The organism is Polyangium fumosum, from assembly GCF_005144585.1.
Classification (GTDB): Bacteria; Myxococcota_A; Polyangia; order Polyangiales; family Polyangiaceae; genus Polyangium; species Polyangium fumosum.
On the sequence record NZ_SSMQ01000051.1, the window covers coordinates 48,978 to 63,825 of the forward strand.

General features: G+C 68.1%; 11 protein-coding genes. 8 read left to right on the forward strand and 3 right to left on the reverse strand.

What is annotated here, in order from left to right; genetic code table 11:
- Positions 1-82 precede the first annotated feature (82 nt).
- From glgX to E8A74_RS36030, 5 genes are all read left to right on the forward strand, one after another.
- On the forward strand, positions 83-2,245 hold the full coding sequence (gene glgX / locus E8A74_RS36010; protein WP_136933620.1) for a glycogen debranching protein GlgX: 2,163 nt from the start codon (positions 83-85) through the stop codon (positions 2,243-2,245).
- A 10-nt stretch (positions 2,246-2,255) separates the two neighbouring features.
- On the forward strand, positions 2,256-5,366 hold the full coding sequence (treY, locus tag E8A74_RS36015) for a malto-oligosyltrehalose synthase (RefSeq protein WP_211365522.1): 3,111 nt from the start codon (positions 2,256-2,258) through the stop codon (positions 5,364-5,366).
- Positions 5,363-7,225, forward strand: a complete 1,863-nt coding sequence (gene treZ / locus E8A74_RS36020; protein WP_136933621.1) for a malto-oligosyltrehalose trehalohydrolase — start codon at positions 5,363-5,365, stop codon at positions 7,223-7,225. Before treY ends, treZ begins: the two co-directional genes overlap by 4 nt.
- On the forward strand, positions 7,222-7,689 hold the full coding sequence (locus E8A74_RS36025) for a type II toxin-antitoxin system VapC family toxin (RefSeq protein ID WP_232379905.1): 468 nt from the start codon (positions 7,222-7,224) through the stop codon (positions 7,687-7,689). Before treZ ends, E8A74_RS36025 begins: the two co-directional genes overlap by 4 nt.
- Positions 7,690-7,793: 104 nt before the next feature.
- Positions 7,794-8,204 carry a hypothetical protein gene (locus E8A74_RS36030; RefSeq protein ID WP_136933622.1) on the forward strand — a complete coding sequence of 137 codons (411 nt, stop codon included), beginning with the start codon at positions 7,794-7,796 and terminating at the stop codon, positions 8,202-8,204.
- Between the two features lie 33 nt (positions 8,205-8,237).
- Here E8A74_RS36030 and E8A74_RS36035 read toward each other — a convergent pair whose 3' ends face one another.
- Both E8A74_RS36035 and E8A74_RS36040 read right to left on the reverse strand, forming a co-directional pair.
- Complete coding sequence (locus E8A74_RS36035) at positions 8,238-9,119, reverse strand: hypothetical protein (RefSeq protein WP_136933623.1); 882 nt, start codon at positions 9,117-9,119, stop codon at positions 8,238-8,240.
- A 179-nt stretch (positions 9,120-9,298) separates the two neighbouring features.
- Positions 9,299-10,537: a beta propeller repeat protein gene (locus E8A74_RS36040; protein WP_211365523.1), complete on the reverse strand. Its 1,239-nt coding sequence runs from the start codon at positions 10,535-10,537 to the stop codon at positions 9,299-9,301.
- A gap of 241 nt (positions 10,538-10,778) precedes the next feature.
- Between E8A74_RS36040 and E8A74_RS36050 the strand changes: the two genes are divergently transcribed.
- Genes E8A74_RS36050 through E8A74_RS53125 form a run of 3 tightly spaced genes read left to right on the forward strand, consistent with a single transcriptional unit; the run spans position 10,779 to position 14,500 of the window.
- Complete coding sequence (locus tag E8A74_RS36050; protein ID WP_136933625.1) at positions 10,779-12,527, forward strand: DUF1588 domain-containing protein; 1,749 nt, start codon at positions 10,779-10,781, stop codon at positions 12,525-12,527.
- 36 nt (positions 12,528-12,563) lie between these two features.
- Positions 12,564-14,096, forward strand: coding sequence for a DUF1552 domain-containing protein (locus E8A74_RS36055; RefSeq protein ID WP_170229628.1), 1,533 nt, complete (start codon positions 12,564-12,566; stop codon positions 14,094-14,096).
- Positions 14,096-14,500, forward strand: a complete 405-nt coding sequence (locus E8A74_RS53125; protein ID WP_170229629.1) for a YkgJ family cysteine cluster protein — start codon at positions 14,096-14,098, stop codon at positions 14,498-14,500. The genes E8A74_RS36055 and E8A74_RS53125 overlap by 1 nt, the downstream gene beginning before the upstream one ends.
- Before the next feature lie 67 nt (positions 14,501-14,567).
- On the opposite strand, the gene E8A74_RS53130 is transcribed toward E8A74_RS53125, so the two are convergent.
- Positions 14,568-14,735 carry a hypothetical protein gene (locus E8A74_RS53130; RefSeq protein ID WP_170229618.1) on the reverse strand — a complete coding sequence of 56 codons (168 nt, stop codon included), beginning with the start codon at positions 14,733-14,735 and terminating at the stop codon, positions 14,568-14,570.
- Positions 14,736-14,848: the final 113 nt, after the last annotated feature.

A 14,848-nucleotide genomic window follows, 5' to 3' on the forward strand; every position in this document is an offset into this window, starting at 1 on the left:
GCTCACCCGGACGAGGATGAAGGAATTCCCCGAAGGCGCTCGGGATACCGTATTCCAGCGTGGATGCTATGGACAGGACTCCATGCCCGCACGCTTCTGGCCCGGTCGCGAGTACCCCTTGGGATCCTTCTACGACGGATTCGGCGTCAACTTCGCCGTCTTCTCGGAGAACGCCGAGCGGGTCGAGCTTTGCCTCTTCGAGAGGCCCGACGACCGGTCCGAGCGGGACAGGATCGTCCTTTCGGAGCGGACCGCGCACGTCTTCCACGGTTATGTCCCGGCGCTGCGCCCGGGACAACTGTATGGATATCGCGTCCATGGCCCGTACGACCCGACGCGGGGCTTCCGGTTCAATCCGCACAAGCTCTTGTGCGATCCGTATGCTCAGGCCGTCGCCAATGAGGTCGACTGGCGGGCGCCGATGTTCCCCTACAAGCTCGGCCACCCCGACGAGGATCTCGCCATGTGCGAGGAGGACAATGCGTGGGGCGCGCCGAAGGCCGTCGTCGTCGACAACGTCTTCGACTGGGAGAACGACAAACACCCGCGGACGCCCTGGCGCGACACGGTGATCTACGAGCTCCACGTCAAGGGTTTTACGGTGCGGCACCCCGACATCCCGGATTCGCTCCGGGGCACGTACGCGGCGCTCGCCTCCGAGCCGGTGATCACCTACCTGAAGAAGCTCGGCGTCACCGCCGTCGAGCTTCTCCCCGTGCACGAGATGGTCGACGATCAGATGCTCGTCCACCGGGGGCACCGGAACTACTGGGGGTACAATACGCTCTCGTATTTCGCGCCGGCGGGCCGGTATGCCTCGATGGGCCGGAGGGGCGAGCAGGTCGCCGAGTTCAAGCGGATGGTGAAGACGCTCCACGCGGCCGGGATCGAGGTCATCCTCGACGTCGTCTACAACCACACCGCCGAGGGCAACCACCTCGGGCCGATGCTCTGCTACGAGGGCATCGACAACCCCACGTATTATCGCCTCGTCCCCGGGGACCCGCGGTATTACATGGATTATACGGGCACGGGGAACTCGCTCAACATGCGGCACCCGCAGACGCTCAAGCTCGTCATGGACAGCTTGCGGTACTGGGTGACGGAGATGCACGTCGACGGCTTCCGCTTCGATCTCGCCTCCACGCTTGCGCGCGAGCTCCACGACGTCGACCGGCTGAGCGCGTTTTTCGACATCATCCACCAGGATCCAATCCTCTCGCGGGTCAAGCTCATCGCCGAGCCCTGGGACGTCGGCGAGGGCGGGTATCAGGTGGGCAATTTTCCGGTCTTGTGGACCGAGTGGAATGGTCGGTATCGCGACGCCGTGCGCCGCTACTGGAAGGGCGACGCCGCGGTCACGGCCGAGCTCGGGTATCGGCTCACCGGGTCGAGTGATCTGTACGAGGGTGGCGGGCGGCGGCCCACCGCGAGCATCAATTTCGTCACGGCCCACGACGGATTCACGCTGCGCGACCTCGTCACGTACGACCACAAGCACAACGAGGCGAACGGCGAGGAGAACCGCGACGGCGCGGACAACAACGAGAGCTGGAACCACGGCGTCGAAGGCGAGAGTGATGACCCGGCCCTCGTGGCCTTGCGTGATCGGCAGATGCGGAATTTCTTCACGACCCTGATGATCTCGCAGGGCGTGCCGATGATCTGCGGCGGCGACGAGCTCGCCCGGACCCAGCGCGGGAACAACAATGCCTATTGCCAGGACAACGAGATGTCCTGGCACGACTGGGAGATCTCGGCCCGGCAGCGATCGATGCTGGAGTTCGTCCGGCGCCTCTCGGCGTTCCGGCACGAGCAGCCCGTGCTGCACCGAAAGAAGTTTTTCTCGGGCGGCTACGTTCGCGGCAGCGAGATGAAAGACATCGTCTGGTTCCGACCGGACGGCCGGGAGATGTGCGCCGAGGACTGGCAAAACCCGCACGGGCGGGCCCTCCAGATGTTCCTCAACGGCGACGCCATTCCCTCGACCGACGTGCACGGCGAGCCCATCGTGGGGGACACGCTGCTCGTCCTCTGCAATGCGCACCACGAGCCCATGCCCTTCGTCCTCCCGGCCATCGAGTGGGGCGAGCGCTGGGAGGTCGTCATCGATACCCGCACCGCGGCGGCGCCCGAGATTGGCCTGCCGACCGGGGCGGGGGAGCCATACGCCCTCGAGTCGCGCTCGATGGCGGTGCTCCGCCTTTGCCGCAAGCAAGAGCCCGGCGCGAAGAGCGTGATCTGAGGGATGACCCATGATGCAGATGGATGCGACCGACAAGGCACCCGCACCGGGCCCGAAGGCCGCCGGAGCGGACCCGGCCGAGGGGCTTTACGAGACGATCCTCGTGGGCGCGCGCGTGCCCGGGGCGACCTATCGTGTCCAGTTGAACCACGCGTTCACGTTCCAGGACGCCGCGGCCATCGTGGAGTACCTCGACCTGCTCGGGGTGACGGATCTCTATGCATCACCCTTCTTCAAGGCGCGGCCGGGCAGCATGCACGGCTACGACCTCGTCGATCACAACAGCCTGAATCCCGAGATCGGCACCAGCGCCGATTTCGACGCGCTTCATGCGCGGCTCGTGGCCCGCGGCATGGGGCTGCTCCTCGATTTCGTGCCGAACCACATGGGGGTCCACACGGCGGAGAACGCCTGGTGGATGGACGTGCTCGAAAATGGGCCGAGCTCGCTCTACGCGCCGTTTTTCGACATCGACTGGAACCCGCTGAAGAGCGAGCTCGAGCGGCGGGTGCTCCTGCCGGTGCTCGGCGAGCATTACGGCAAGGTGCTGGAGAACGGCGATCTCCAGCTCTCGTTCGAGCACGGCGCGTTTTTCGTGCGTTGTTATGGCAATCCGCTGCCGCTCTCTCCGCGGACGTTCCCGCTCATCCTGGAGCCGATCGTGCCGTCGCTCGCGCACGCGCTCGGCGAGGAGGATGATGCGGTGCTCGAGCTCATGAGCATCCTCACGGGCCTCGGGCACCTGCCGCCGCAGGGCGAGACGCATCGATCGAAGGTGATCGAGCGCCGGCGCGAAAAGGAGATCCTCAAGCGGCGGCTCGCGGCCGTCGTCGCCGAGTCGCCCGCGGTCGCGCGGGCCATCGAGGAGCGGATCCGCGTGATGAACGGGCAAAAGGGTGATCCGCGGAGCTTCGACGCGCTCGACGCGCTCCTCGAAAACCAGGCCTACCGGCTGAGCTACTGGCGCGTGGCCGCGGAGGAGATCAACTACCGGCGTTTCTTCGACATCAACGATCTCGGGGCGATCCGCATGGAAAACCCCGTGGTCTTCGAGGAGGCGCACCGGCTCCTGTTCCAGCTCATGGACGAAGGAAAGGTCACGGGCCTCCGGATCGATCACCCGGACGGCCTATGGGCGCCCTCCACGTATTTCTGTCGGCTCCAGCGCACGTTTTTTCTTCACCGCATCCGGCGCGAGCTCGCCGGGGCCGAGGACGGCAAGGGCGCGGCGGCGGCGTTGCAATCGCTCCTCCTGAGCCGCTTCGATCGCGACGCCGAAAAACGCCCGGAGGATCCGCCGCGGCCCCTTTACATCGCCGTGGAGAAGATCCTCTCGCGCAGCGAGGAGCTGCCGCGCGATTGGGCGGTCCAGGGGACGAGCGGCTACGATTTTACCGCGCTCGCCTCCGCGCTCTTCGTGGATCGGAGCGCCGAGCGGACGATCACGTCCATTTACGAGGGGTTCACGGGGCTCCACCTCGATTTCGGGACGCTCGCCTACCAGAAGAAGAAGGTCATCCTGGAGAGCTCGCTCGCGAGCGAGCTCAACGTCCTCGCGAGCGCGCTGAACCGCATCTCCGAGCGGGATCGGCATACCCGCGATTTCACGCTCGGCACGCTCACGGACGCGCTGCGCGAGGTCATCGCGTGTTTCCCGGTGTACCGGACCTACCTCCACGAGGGCACGACGAGCGTGGCGCCGCGCGACGCCGCGGCCATTCGCGCGGCCTTGCGGGCGGCGCGCCGGCGCAATCCCACGACGGACGCCTCGGTGTACACGTTCCTCGGCGGGATCCTCCTCCTCGAACGCCCGCCACACCTCGCCGAGCAGGAGCTCGCGAGCCGCCGTGATTTCGTGATGCGCTTCCAGCAGCTCACGGGCCCCGTGACCGCGAAGGGATTGGAGGACACGGCGTTTTACGTGTACAACCGCCTCGTCTCGCTCAACGAGGTCGGCGGTGAGCCGGAGCGGTTCGGGATCGGCGTGGACGAGCTGCACCGCGGGAACGAGGCCCGAAAGCGGCTCTGGCCTTCGTCGATGCTCACCACCACGACACACGACACGAAGCGGAGCGAGGACGTCCGCGCCCGGATCCACGTGCTCTCCGAGCTGCCCTCGGACTGGGCGGGCACCTTGTATCGCCTGGCCGAGGCGACCGCGCCGTTCCGCGAGGAGCTCGAAGGGATCTTCGCGCCCGATCGCAATGAAGAGTACCTGTATTACCAGACCTTGCTCGGGACGTGGCCGTTCGGCGCCGAATCGGCCTCGCCCGTGTACGTCGAGCGGCTCGTCGACTACATGCGCAAGGCCACGAAGGAGGCGAAGGTCAATACCTCGTGGATCAACGCGGATCCCACGTACGACGCGGCCGTCGAGCATTTCGTCCGCAAGACGCTCTCGGACGGGCCCGAGACGCGCGCGTTCCGCGACGCGCTGCTCCCGCTCGCGCGCACCGTGGCCTTCCACGGCATGTGGGGCTCGCTCGCGCAGCTCCTCCTCAAGCTCACGTCGCCCGGCGTGCCGGACATTTATCAAGGCAATGAGCTCTGGGATTTCAGCCTGGTCGACCCGGACAACCGAAGGCCCGTCGATTTCGGGGTTCGCCGGCAGATCCTCGTGGACATCGAGGCGCAGCGGCGCGCGCCCGAATCCAGGGCGGCGCTCGCGCGGGCGCTCGTCGCGCATGCGAGCGACGGCCGCATCAAGCTCTACGTCACGCGGGTCGCCCTCGAAGCACGGCGAACGGCGCGGGCGCTCTTCGGTCCGGAGGGCGCTTACGTGCCGCTCGGGGTCTCGGGGCCCCTCAAGGACCACGTGGTGGCGTTCGCGCGGCGGACCCGGGACCAGGAGATCCTCGTCGTGACGCCGCGCCTCACCGCGCGGCTCTCGAATGGGCGGAGCGAGCCGCCGATCGGCGCCGTATGGGGTGACACCACGCTCTGCATTGATCCTCCCGCCGGCGGGACCACGAAATACGTGTACGAAAACCTGTTCACCGCTGAGACGATGGAAGCGACGCCCGCGGACGCCGGGCTCGGGTTGCCCCTCTCGCGCGTGCTCGGCGGCTTTCCGGTGGCGCTGCTCGCGCGGCAGGCGCCGGACGGCGAGGGGCTCGCATGAAGAACCCGACGAACATCCCTCCGCTCGGCGCGTCGTTCGAGGGGAACGACGTCGTCTTTCGCATCTGGGCGCCCGATCATGATCACGCCGAGCTCGTCCTGTACGACGCGGACGCCGTGACCGAGCGGGTGCGCGTCCCCATGGAGGCCGAGCCAGGCGGGTGTTTCCGGGCGCGTGTCGGCGGCGCCTCCGGGGCCGAGGCGTCCGTGCTCTACAAATTCGGCGTGGGTGGCGCCGGGCCATTTCCCGACCCGTCTTCGCGCTCGCAGCCATTCGGGGTGCACGGGCCGTCGGAGGCCAGGCGTTTCTCGTTCTCGTGGACGGATCAAGGGTTTGGCGGGGTGCGCCCCGAGGACCTCGTGCTTCAGGAGATCCACGTGGGCACGGCGACGGCCGAGGGCACGTTCGAGGCGCTGATCCCGCACCTCGCCGAGCTGCGTGCCCTCGGGATCACGGCCCTCGAGCTGATGCCCCTCGCGAGCTTCCCGGGGCGCTGGAACTGGGGCTACGACGGGGTATGTCTTTACGCGCCGCAGGTCTCCTACGGCGGGCCACTCGGGCTCATGCGCCTCGTCGACGCGGCGCACGCGCACGGGCTCGCCGTGCTCATCGACGCCGTGTACAACCACCTCGGGCCCGACGGCAATTACCTCCGCGCCTACACGCGGCGTTATTTCACGGATCGGCACGAGACGCCGTGGGGCGAAGGGCTCAATGTCGACGGCGAGGATGCGCGGCCCGTCCGCGAGCTTCTCGCGCGCAGCGCCGAGATGTGGATCCGCGACTATCACGCCGACGGGCTCCGGCTCGACGCGACCCACGAGATCCGCGACGACAGCGACCCGCACATCCTTCGCGAGATCGCCGAGCGTGCCCGCCGCGCGGGCGGGGGAAAACGGATCGTGGTGATCGCCGAGGACGAGCGAAACGAAGAGCGCCTCGTCCGGCCCGTGAACGAAGGAGGGCTCGGGCTCGACGCCGTATGGGCCGACGATTTCCACCACCAGATGCGCCGCGCGTTCGCCGGTGACAAGGACGGCTATTTTCAAGATGTTTCGGGGAGCGCCGCAGACATCGCCCGGACCCTGAACGAGGGCTGGTTCTACAGCGGACAAACGTCGCCGCGGACGGGCAAACCCCGGGGGACGAATCCGCGATCGATCGCGCCGACGCAGCTCGTCCATTGCATCCAGAATCACGACCAGATCGGCAACCGCGCGTTCGGCGACCGCCTGGGCGAGCGGGTGAGCCCCGCGGCCTTCCGGGCGATGAGCGCGCTGCTTTTGCTCTCGCCGTACGTGCCGCTGCTCTTCATGGGGCAGGAGTGGAATGCAAAGACGCGGTTTCAATACTTCACGGATCACCACGCGGAGCTCGGCCGCCTCGTGACGGAAGGGCGGCGGAAGGAGTTCTCCGCCTTTGCGTCGTTCCAGGGCGCCGAGATTCCCGATCCCCAGGCGACGTCGACGTTCCTCGCCTCGAAGCTCTCGTACGAGGAGCGCGACGCTCCCGCCCACGCCGGCGTGCGTGAGCTCTACCGCGAACTCTTGCACTTGCGCGCAACACACCCGGCCCTGCGCGCGCGGGAGCGTGGCACGTTCGAGGCCCGCGCCGTAGGCGAGGACGCGCTCGTGCTCGTGCGGCGGGGCGGCGGGAAGGAGGTCTCGGTCCACGTGAACTTGCGCGGGAGGCTGCGGGAGAAGCTCCCGAAGGGTTTGTCCCATGAGCTCGTTCTCGCGACCGAAGAGAGCCGCTTCGGCGGCGCCGGGGGTGAGGCCGTGCGGGAGGGTCTCGCCGCGGGCGAGCTGCGGCTCGACGGGCCGGCCGCGGCGGTGCTAGCGTCGCGCGCGTCCGCGTGAACGTCCGCCTGGTCCTCGATAGCTCGGTGCTCGTCGCCGCGATGAAAGAAGCCGATCCCGGCCATGCGGACGCGGTCGATTTCCTCGATCGCCTGCGCGCCGCCCACGCGGCCGGCCGGGCCGAGGTCTTCGCGCCCCCGGAGCTCTGGTTCGAGGTGCGCGCCGTCGCGCAAAAGCTCGGGCGTTTCGGCGTCCCTTCCGCGTGGCCGGGCATGGCCGAGCTCCTCGCCGCGCTCGCCGTCGAGCTCGTGCCGATCACGAGCGTCGAGGAGATCGACGTGCTCTTCGAGCGCCTCGCGCGTCACGCGCGGAATCACGCGCCGTTCACGAATGCGACGGATCTCGTGTACCTGTGGGTCGCGTTCCAGCGGAGCGCGGCGCTCGTGACGTTCGACGCCGGCCTGATCAAGTATCACGGAAGGGTCTGCGACGTCCTGCGGCCGTTCCACGTTCGCCTGGATTGACGGGTCGCGGCGGTCGAGCCGAGCCACGCGGCGCCGCTTGTATCGGGAAAGCCTCGGTACCACGTCCGCTTTTGCCGCGAGAGGAACGCGCGGAGGAGGACGACGTGAAGCATCCGAAAGCACCCCAGGCCACGACGCCGGACAAGCATCCCGAGGAATACCTCCACGACCTCAACCCGACCGCGCTCGCCGGGCAAAACATCGGAAAGGACGCGTCGCACCCGGAGAAGGAGGAGGGACACAGCGCCTACGACATCAAGGAGGCCCACGAGGCCCTGCCCGACCTGACCGCGGACGAGCTGCGTGATCTCCGCGTGCTGCCGCCGGGCGCCCCGCTCTTCGAAAATGCGACGTACATGGATATCCGGCACCGCGAGCGCGGCGAGATCCTCGGCCGCGCGGGCATGTTCGCCGACGACGTGCACTGGTACGTGATGAAGAAGGAGGTCGATTACGAGCTCTGGAACAAGCTGCTCGGCATTCACCACGTCAAGCGGACCGGCACCAGCGGGTAATCCCGCCTGCGGCGGCCTGCGCGCGGGGACTTTTCAGGGCGCGACGCCGCGCGCGGAGAGCGTGCCCTCGAACGGCGCTCCCGGGCAGCTCCCGAGCGCCGAGGGCACCGCGAGCGTGAATTCGATGTCGATTCGCGTGTCCTCGATCCTGCCTCGCACGACCGACGCTGGCCCGCCGCAGAAAAACGCGACGCGCGCCTCGTCGAACGGATACGCGAGATACGCCTCGTCGATCATGGTCTCGAACGCGCCTTCCCCGATGGGGGCATGCAGCTTCAGCTCGAGCAGGCCCCGCTTCCCCGCGACCTCGAACGTGACCTCGCACGCGCGACCCGAGCACGTGAGGCCGTCCGCGCCGCCGAGCGCAACGCCGTCGAGCGTCCCTCCGACCTCCGTCGTGAGCCCCGTCATCAGGTCACCCGTGACGAAGGCCGTGACCATGTCCGTCGTGGCCTCGCCGCCCGGGCAGGCGCCGAGCCGCGTGAGCGAGGGCAACGTGAAGGAATCCTTGTCCGGCGTGGATCCACGCGTCACCGAGCTGGTTTTCCCGACGCACAGGATCTCGCGCGGCGCGTCGGGGGACGAGACCTCCACGATCCCCACGACCGGCGTCACGGCCTGATCCTCCTCGACGTTGCCCGTGCCCCAGAATCGCGCGCTGAGCGTGCCGTCCGCGGGGTCGTCCGTCACCTGGTATTCGGCCGAAATGCGCCACGCGTCGCCCGATTGCATCCGCGCCATGCCGCCCGTGCAATAGGCCTCTGCCGCCGAGGCGCCGCCCAGCGTGCCCTCGGTTTCGAGGATCGCCGCGCAGGTCGGCCCGGGATCGGGCGTCTCGCCCAGTGTAGTATCGGCGCCACACGCCGACAGGAACGCCATGGAGGACAGGATGCCGAGGATCGAAGGAGCACGCATGAGATTCTCCTCCCGAGGACGGGGGGTTGTTCTGTGCGGCTTCGTATTGGCAACCGGCGTGCCAGCGCGCGAGCGGCGCGTTTCAGGCGGGGAAAACCGAGGGGAGGGGAGCAATCGGGGCGCGTGTTGCTCGAATTGAGCAGATGTCGCGCGCCTGGAATTTCACACCCGGTAGGACATCAGGGACAGACGGCGCTGCGTTCGCCGAGGCCGTGGGTGATGAACTGGATCGGGTGGCTGCCGGGGAACGCGCCCGCCGGCAGCTCGTCCCAGGTCACGCCGTCCGTGCTTCGGAAAAACCGCTGCTGGTCGTACCATTGCCCCCAGTTGCCATTGACGGCGACGTACGTGCCCCCGTCGCTGCGGGTCACGGCACCGACGAGGGGCCCGGGGCTCGTCTGCGTGGTGCCGTCCGCGTTCTTCTTGCGCACCTGGATCGGCGTCTTCGTCCACGTGGCGCCGTCCGGGCTCGTGTACCGCTGCGAGACGTAGTCCGCGTCCCGGCCCCACGTGACGAAGGTGTCGCCGGTCCAGAGCAGGCGCGCGTCGACCTCGCCGCCGATGTCCGACGCGGTCCACGTGTCGCCGCCGTCGAGGGAACGGCAGGCGACGCCCGTGCCGCCGAGGGCGACGATCGTGCCGTTGCCGTACGCGAAGCCGCCGGCCCATTGAATGTCGCCCGCGCATGCGGCCGGGAGCGTGGTCGGTCGCGTCCAGGTCGCGCCCTTGTCCTTGCTCACGTTGATGTCGTTGCCATTGCCGCTGTTGAACGCGAGCAGGAAGCGTCCTCCGTCGTGCGGCGCGAAGCCGGTCCGGCGCACGTTCCACACCTCGGAATCCACGTCGCCGCCCGGGGCCCACGCCCCGCCGAACGCGTCCGCGACCTGCGGCGGGCGCTCCCCGGCGAGGAAGACGTCGCTCCCGTACACGATCCCCGCGAACGTCTTGCCTTCGAGCACGGTCTCCCAGTCGACGCCGTTTTTGCTGCGGCGGATCGAGCCGGGCTCGCCCCAGCCGAACGTCGCGACGAAGAAGCCATTGCCGTAGGTGATGCCGCGGCCCGCGCCGGGGCGGTGATCACAATCGAATTCGATGCTGGAGAAGCAAGGATACGTGTCGTCGTCGGAGCGGTTGCCGACCCAGGTCATTCCGTCGTCGCAAGAGACGACCGTCCGGCCGACCATGCCCTGCGCGACGAAGATGGGCACGAGATCCGGGTCGACGATGCCGCCGCCTTGTCCTCCCTGCCCGCCGCCGCCCGGTCCGCCGCCGCCCTGTCCTCCCGCGCCGCCCGGGCCCGCGCTGCCGCCCTCGCCCGAGCCTCCCGCGGTCTCGCCCCCACAAGCGACGAGCACGAGCGCCGCCGCAGCGAGCGCCGCCTTCCCATATTTGCCTACGAACGCCGCCGAATCGAGCATGCCGAGAATCCTCCGCGGCAAAGGAGATCCGCGCGACGGCGGCGCGTCAAGGGGCCTGTCTCGCGACGTGCCTTGACGCGGAGCCCTGGATCCAGGGGCGGGATACAATGCCATCTTTGCGCGATGCGGCGCGGGTCTCGGCCGTTCGACGCGCTGGCGCGCGCCTGCCGATGCGGATACGTTGGGGCCCTCGTTCACGGGGGAAAGCCTCGTGAACGCTCTTGCCAGGAGGTCCTTTTCGATGATGCGAAGACGCTGGCCATGGCTTTTGGGACTCGGCGCCCTCACGGGTGCCTGCACGGGGCTCATTGGTGAGCCTCTGGACGGGGAGGGGGGCTCGACGCCCACATCGTTCGTGTGCGACACGGAGGCGGTGCCGGAGGCGCTGCCGCTGCGCCGGCTGAGCCACCTGCAATACCGCAATACGGTGTCGGATCTGGTGCGCTTCGCGGCGCCCTCTGCGGCCGCGGAGATCCTCGGCGCGGCCGATCCGCTGTTCGCGCAGCTCCCGGACGATCGGCGTGTCGGCCCGGATAAGCATTACGCGGGCTTCACGCGCCTCGATCAGGCGCTCCAGCAGCAGCACGTGGACGGCGCGTATCGCGTGGGCGGCGAGATCGGCAAGGCGCTCACGGCCTCGCCCGCGCGGCTCGCGGAGCTCGCGGGCGCCTGCGCGACGGACGCCGACGCGGCGAACGACGACGCCTGCCTCGACGACATGATCCGCCGCCTCGGCGAGCGCGCCCTGCGCAGGCCCGTGACGGACGAGGACGTGGCCTTTTATCGAGGCCCGGCCGGCGCGGCTCCCTTCGAGGCAGCCGACTACGCCGACGTCGTCGCGCTCCTCCTGAATGCGCCGCACCTGATGTATTTCGTCGAGCACGGACAGGACGGGAGTGATTCCACGGCGCCGCTCGACGCGTACGAGGTCGCCGCGCGGCTCTCCTACCATTTCTGGCAGACGCTGCCCGACGAGGCCCTTTTCGCGTCGGCGCGGAGCGGCGCGCTGCTCACCGAGGCCGGCTACGAGGCCGAGGTCGAGCGCATTTTCAACGACCCGCGCACGCACGTGGCCATGGGCGAGCTCTTCGGGCAATGGCTCGACAACACCACGCTGGAAGAGCTCGACGCCCGCGTGGGCACGCCGCTCTTCGACGCATTCACCGCTGGCTATACCCCGGGGCCCGATCTGCGCGAGCACATGCTCGCCGAGGTGACGGACGCGGCGCTTTATTACACGTTCGAGGAGCCGGGCACGTTCCGCGATTTGCTCACGAGCCGCAAATCGTTCGCCCGGACCGAGGACCTCGCGAGCCTGTATCACGTGCCGGTCTGGTCGGGGAGCGGCGAGCCGCCGACATTCACCGAGCCGGAGCGCGTCGGGCTCTTGACCCGCGCGGCGTTCCTTTCGACAGGCTCGGCGAATACACGCCCCATCATGAAGGGCGTGTTCCTCCGCAAGGCGCTGCTCTGCGACGACATCCCGCCGCCGCCGCCGAACGCCGCCGCGAATCCGCCGCAGCTCAGCGAGAGCCTGTCCACGCGGCAGGTCGTCGAGGAGCTGACGGGGCAAGGCGCGTGCGCAGGTTGCCACAAGGTCGTCATCAACCCGCTCGGCTTCGCCACGGAGAATTTCGACTCCCTCGGCCGCGTCCGCACCGAGCAGCCGCTCTTCGATCCGGCGACGGGCGACGTCGTGGGGACGGCCAGCGTGGACACGGAGGTCGTGCCGCGCGTGGAGAGCGGCGACGAGCGGGTCGCGAAAAACGCGGCGGACCTGACGAGCCTCATCGCCGCGAGCCCCAAGCCGTATGCATGTTTCGCCAGGCAATACTTCCGGTTCACCTTTGGCCGGGTGGAGGACCTCGATCGCGACGCCTGCGCGCTCGAAGACGTCAAGCTCGCCCTCGACGAGGGCAAGCCCATGGCGGACGTCCTCCGATCCATCGCGCGGAGCAAGGCGTTCCGCATGCGCTCGTTCGTGGATTGATGGTGCGTGAACACGGCCCGGAAACTGGAGATGGACATGGTAAAGAAGCTCAACCGACGCATGTGGCTCCGAGGCGCGGCGGGGTTCACGCTGGCGATCCCGTTCCTTCCCTCGCTCTTCGGCAAGGACGAGGCGTTCGCCGCCGGCGGACCCAAGCGCTTCGTCGCGCTCGCGACGCAACACGGCGGCGTCTGGCAGCCGCGGATGTACCCGAATGACGCGACGCTCACGCAATCGATGATGTATGCCGGTCACGAGGTCCGGCGCGGCGCGCTCGCGCTCGAAGCCGCGAATGGGCTGGCCTCGCTCTCCCCGGTCCTCGCGGGGGATTCGAGCAAGCTCACGAGCGCGCTCGTGCAAAAGATGAACGTGCTGCGCGGGCTCGACGTCACGTTTTACCTGGCGCACCACCGCGGCGGCCACCTCGGCAATTACGCGGACAATGACGGCAACGGCGCGGACGGCCAGGCGATCTGGGAGAAGAAGAAGCAGACCCTCGATCAGATCCTCGCCTGGTCGAGCAAGTTCTACCCGGATCTCGGCTCGATCCGCGAGCGATCGGTCGTGATCGGCAGCGGCGGGATGTCGCACGGGTGGTCGAACCCCGGCAACCAGACGGGCACGATCCAGGCGGTGGCGCCGGAGAACGACTCGCTCGCGCTCTTCAACAAGATCTTCGTGCCCCCGCAGGATCCGACGGAGACGCGCCCGCCGATCGTCGACCGCGTGCTCGCGGATTACAAGCGCCTGCGGGACGGGAGCCGCCGCCTCTCCTCGAAAGACAAGCAGCGGCTCGACGACCACATGGATCGCGTGAACGAGCTCGATCGCAAGCTCAACGTGAGCGCGTCGTGCGGCGACATCCAGACGCCTTCGAGCTCGTCGATCGACGAGTGGGGCTCCTCGTTCTCGGTCGATCCCGAGGCGCAGAAGCGGTTCTGGCAGCTCATGAACGACGTCATCGTGGCCGCGTTCGCCTGCGACACCTGCCGCGTCGTGACGATGAACATCGGCGACCATTTCTCGAATTACGTCGGCGATTGGCACCAGGACGTGGCGCACCAGGCGAACGTGAGCGCCGAGAGGCACGAGCTCAACTTCGCGGGGCACCGGCGTTTCTTCGAGGACGTCTACCTCGACCTCGTCTCCAAGCTGGACGCATTGCAAGACGCGAGCGGCGGCTCCGTGCTGGACCATTCCCTCGTGCAATGGACCCAGGAGTCGGGCTGCGTCACGCACGATCCCATCGAGATGGCCGTGGTCACGGCGGGCAGCGCCGACGGGTTCTTCTCGACGGGCACGTATTGCGATTATCGCAACCTGGGAAAACCGGCGAGCAAGGCGGACGGGAACAACCTCGTCGACTCGCACGTCGGGCTCGTCTACAACCAGTGGCTCGGGACCGTGCTACAGTCGATGGGCCTCGCGCCCTCGGACTACGAGTCGGACGGGTACGGCGGCTACGGGCTCGTGCAGCTCTCGACGGAGAGCTGGTATGGCGGGTACAACAAGTACACGAACGCCGAGCTCGGCGTGATGAGCGAGATTCTCCCCTTCCTGAAGGCCTGATGGAAAAGACGCACCTCCCGCTCGATCCGGATCTCGCCACCGAGCGGGAGGCGCCCGTCGATCCCGAGACGGGCGAGCCGCTCGATTGCACGCGCTGCGGCGCCTGCTGCGAGGCAGGGCCGGGGAACATCCCCCTGACGGAGGACGACCTCGTCCTCTGGCGTCGAGCAGGCAGGCAGGACCTTGCCGAGCGCGTGGACGAGGGCCATTTCGGCATGATGGCCTTCCCGACGACGCACGAGGGCGCCTGCATCTACTTCACGCGTCCCGAGGGCCGGAGCATCTGCTCGATTTACGCGGAACGCGCGAGCACGTGCCGCGAGTTCCAGGCGGGATCGTGGCAATGCCTCGAGTTTCGGCGGGACGCGCGGAAGAAGGGGCGGCTCGGGCGCTCGAAGGGGTGAGCGCCCGAGCGTCCTGCTTGAAGAGGCGCGGAGTACCCGCGTACAGAGGGCACCCCGCGCGAAGCCGCTACTTCTTGGGCTCCTGCTTGGGGGCCTCGGGCTGTCCCTGCGGCGGCGGAGGCACGTTGGGGTGCCCCTGCTCGATACGGTTTTGGCGGTCGTCTTCGTACGCAGGGTTGTTGGGGTTCTTCACGTCCGAACGCTGATCGTTGGGGCTCGGCTGATTCTTCGCCATCGTCATATCTCCTTCGTGCTTGTTGCACGCGCCCTTCACGGCGCGCGCCGATCGTTCACTGCATCCGCTGTGCCCATCGATTTCCGGCCTTCTACGGCCGTTTCTGCGTGTCA

Bases quoted from the DNA above. Each gene is read 5' to 3' on its own strand.
- glgX (WP_136933620.1), top strand. From the start codon at position 83: ATGCCCGCACGCTTCTGGCCCGGTCGCGAGTACCCCTTGGGATCCTTC.
- treY (WP_211365522.1), top strand. From the start codon at position 2,256: ATGATGCAGATGGATGCGACCGACAAGGCACCCGCACCGGGCCCGAAG.
- treZ (WP_136933621.1), top strand. From the start codon at position 5,363: ATGAAGAACCCGACGAACATCCCTCCGCTCGGCGCGTCGTTCGAGGGG.
- E8A74_RS36035 (WP_136933623.1), bottom strand. From the start codon at position 9,119: ATGCGTGCTCCTTCGATCCTCGGCATCCTGTCCTCCATGGCGTTCCTG.
- E8A74_RS36040 (WP_211365523.1), bottom strand. From the start codon at position 10,537: ATGCTCGATTCGGCGGCGTTCGTAGGCAAATATGGGAAGGCGGCGCTC.
- E8A74_RS36050 (WP_136933625.1), top strand. From the start codon at position 10,779: ATGATGCGAAGACGCTGGCCATGGCTTTTGGGACTCGGCGCCCTCACG.
- E8A74_RS36055 (WP_170229628.1), top strand. From the start codon at position 12,564: ATGGTAAAGAAGCTCAACCGACGCATGTGGCTCCGAGGCGCGGCGGGG.
- E8A74_RS53125 (WP_170229629.1), top strand. From the start codon at position 14,096: ATGGAAAAGACGCACCTCCCGCTCGATCCGGATCTCGCCACCGAGCGG.
- E8A74_RS53130 (WP_170229618.1), bottom strand. From the start codon at position 14,735: ATGGCGAAGAATCAGCCGAGCCCCAACGATCAGCGTTCGGACGTGAAG.